Source organism: Tissierella sp., from assembly GCF_052089545.1.
Lineage (GTDB): Bacteria > Bacillota > Clostridia > Tissierellales > Tissierellaceae > Tissierella_A.
Genome location: NZ_JBQDAA010000264.1, coordinates 1 through 2,694 on the forward strand (window position 1 = coordinate 1; position 2,694 = coordinate 2,694).

The 2,694-nt window shown below is 31.6% G+C and carries 4 protein-coding genes; 1 reads left to right on the top strand and 3 read right to left on the bottom strand.

The features are described from left to right. The 3 genes from ACTHW2_RS12665 to ftsE all read right to left on the bottom strand — a co-directional run. Positions 1–615 (bottom strand): murein hydrolase activator EnvC family protein (locus tag ACTHW2_RS12665; protein WP_442264258.1); only part of this gene is annotated, 615 nt, incomplete at its 3' end. A 9-nt stretch (positions 616–624) separates the two neighbouring features. After that, entirely contained in the window at positions 625–1,545 is a 921-nt protein-coding gene (gene ftsX / locus ACTHW2_RS12670; RefSeq protein WP_442264259.1) for a permease-like cell division protein FtsX, read from the bottom strand. Next, entirely contained in the window at positions 1,517–2,197 is a 681-nt protein-coding gene (gene ftsE, locus ACTHW2_RS12675) for a cell division ATP-binding protein FtsE (RefSeq protein WP_442264260.1), read from the bottom strand. Before ftsE ends, ftsX begins: the two co-directional genes overlap by 29 nt. A 197-nt stretch (positions 2,198–2,394) precedes the next feature. Here ftsE and ACTHW2_RS12680 point away from each other — a divergent pair. Further along, positions 2,395–2,694 (top strand): 5-formyltetrahydrofolate cyclo-ligase (locus tag ACTHW2_RS12680; protein WP_442264261.1); only part of this gene is annotated, 300 nt, incomplete at its 3' end.

The following is a 2,694-nucleotide window of genomic DNA, read 5'->3' on the forward strand; positions in this document are numbered from 1 at the left end:
TTTTTGGCGAGTGGCTTCTTCTAAATCCTGCTTACGAGATTCTAGCTTCGTTTTAGACGCTGCTAAAGATGACCTTTGAGCTTCAAGCTCTGTTTTCTTTTCTTCTATAATTTCTTTCTGCTCTTTCATGGTCTTAAGTAATTTTTTATCTTGCTCTGCTATAGCTTTTACCATGTCCCTTCTTGAGAAAAAATCTTTTATATCTTTAGAAGTAAGTAGCAATTCTAAATAACCCATGTCACCATTAATATACATGGCCCTTACTCTAGATTCAAAACTTTCTTGCTGTTCTTCAAGTTTTTCTTCTGCCTCTTTTAATTCTTTTTCATTCTCTTCAATGTTTCCGCTTATTTCTTCCAATTCTTCTTCTACTTCTGTTAGCTCAACAGAAGCATCATTAACTTTTCGGTCTAATTCATCTATTTGCTCTTGTACACTTTTTGTATTATTTCGTGATTCTTTTAATTTATTTTGTGTTTCTTTTAATTCCTTCTTAATTCCATCTTGTTCATCTTTTAAATCTTTTATCTTGTCTGCAAAACCTACACTACTAAATGATAAAGTTAGTGTTACAAGTAAAGCAATAGATATTTTCTTAGCATTCTTTTTTAACATCTTATCCTCCTATACATTTAAGTGCCTTCTCATAGATACCATACTACCAAGTGCCCCTATACCAGATCCTATAGCTAAAAATACAATTGTTATATCTTTTAGTATCGCTTCAGGTGGTACAAGTATTACTGTAAATAACATATATAGCTTCTCATTTATTGACTCAAACAGGTACTCATAGCCAAAATAAACTATAACTATAGATATGAGGGCGGCTGCTATTCCAAATAAAACTCCTTCTAGTATAAATGGAGTTTTTATGTAAGAATTTGTGGCCCCAATATATTTCATTATGTTAATTTCTCTTTTCCTAGAAAATACAGTTAGCTTAATAGTGTTAGAAATAATAAATACTGATATTGCTATAAGAACTGCTATAATAAGAATTCCTCCAGTCCGTATATAACCTGCAAGAGTTGTTAACTTATCTATTATTTCCCTATGGTATTTTACTTTTTCTACACCTACAATTCCACCTATAGCATTTACAATATTCTCAGTTTCTTCAATCTCTTCTACCTCTACAACATAAGAGTCTGGGAGTGTTTCCTTGCTAACCCCTTCTAAAAGATAGGCCTCTTCCTCCCATTCTTCCTTCATAGATTCAATTGCATCCTCCTGGGATACATACTCGATTGAAGTGATTTTATCTTCATTTTTTGCGTACTCTTCTATTTCCTCTCTACTTTCAGCAGAAATATCTTCCGCTAAAAATATTTCTATCTTATCAAACTTGCTTTGAACATCAACAACTAAAGAGTTAATACTCATTACAAGTATTAGGATGAAACCAAGTATTACAAGTACTGATGATATTGAAGATACGGAAGCAAGACCCATACCTCGATTTCTCCACATGCTTTTGAAACTTTGCTTAAAAGTGTTTTTCATAATTCTAAGCTTATTCATCATATCTACCTCTTTTTTCATCCCTGATTATTATTCCTTTACTCAATTCTATAACTCTTCTCCTTAATTTGTCAACTATGTCTTTTGCGTGAGTTGCCATTATAATAGTTGTACCTCTTGAATTTATATCATCCAACAATTCCATTATACCTAAGGCATTTTCTGGATCCACATTACCTGTAGGCTCATCTGCCATTAGCACAGGTGGATTATTTACTATTGCCCTTGCTATAGATACCCTCTGCTGCTCACCACCTGACAATTGGTCTGGAAATCTAGAAGCCTTTCTATTTAAACCAACCCGTCTTAAAACTTCTGGTACTCTCTTCCTAATTAACTTTGAATCTTCACCAAGTATTTCCATAGCAAAAGCTACATTCTCATAAACGGTTTTATTATGTAATAACCTGAAATCTTGAAAAACCACACCAATGCTTCTTCTAATATATGGTATACGCCTATTATTTACATCCGTAATGTCATTACCATTAAGATAAATTTCTCCTGAACTTGGATCTTCTTCTTTTAATATAAGCTTTATAAGTGTTGATTTCCCTGCCCCGCTGGAACCAACTATATAAACAAATTCACCTTTCCTTATCTGTAAGTTTATATCCGAAAGCGCCTTTACACCGCCTTCATAGATTTTCTCAATACCTATTAACTTTATCATAAATACCCCTCTTATATCCAATCATTTTACTATATTACAATTTTATTACAAGCTTGTTACATTTATATTACAATTATAACATACTTATTTTAATATGCACATGTTTTCTTGAAAAAACTTCTAATACATTATAGTATATATTTAATGGTAAATAAAGCATAGACTTTTAAAAAAACAAACTATTTGAGGTGAATAGATTGAAAAAGAAATTAATTAGGGAAAACATATTGGAAAAAAGAAGCAAGATACCAGCAAGCAAGCGGGAAACTGATAGTCAGAATATAATAAATAAAATCCTTGATTCTGATTATTATAAAGAAGCTAGTACTATTATGGTTTTTGTTAGTTTCTCAGATGAGGTTAATACACATAACTTTATAAAACAGGCTATTAAAGATGGGAAAAATATTGTTGTACCAATAACTTTCCCAAAAACACATGAACTAAAGCCTTCATTGGTAAAAGATTTTAACGAATTAGAGCCAGGCTATTATGAT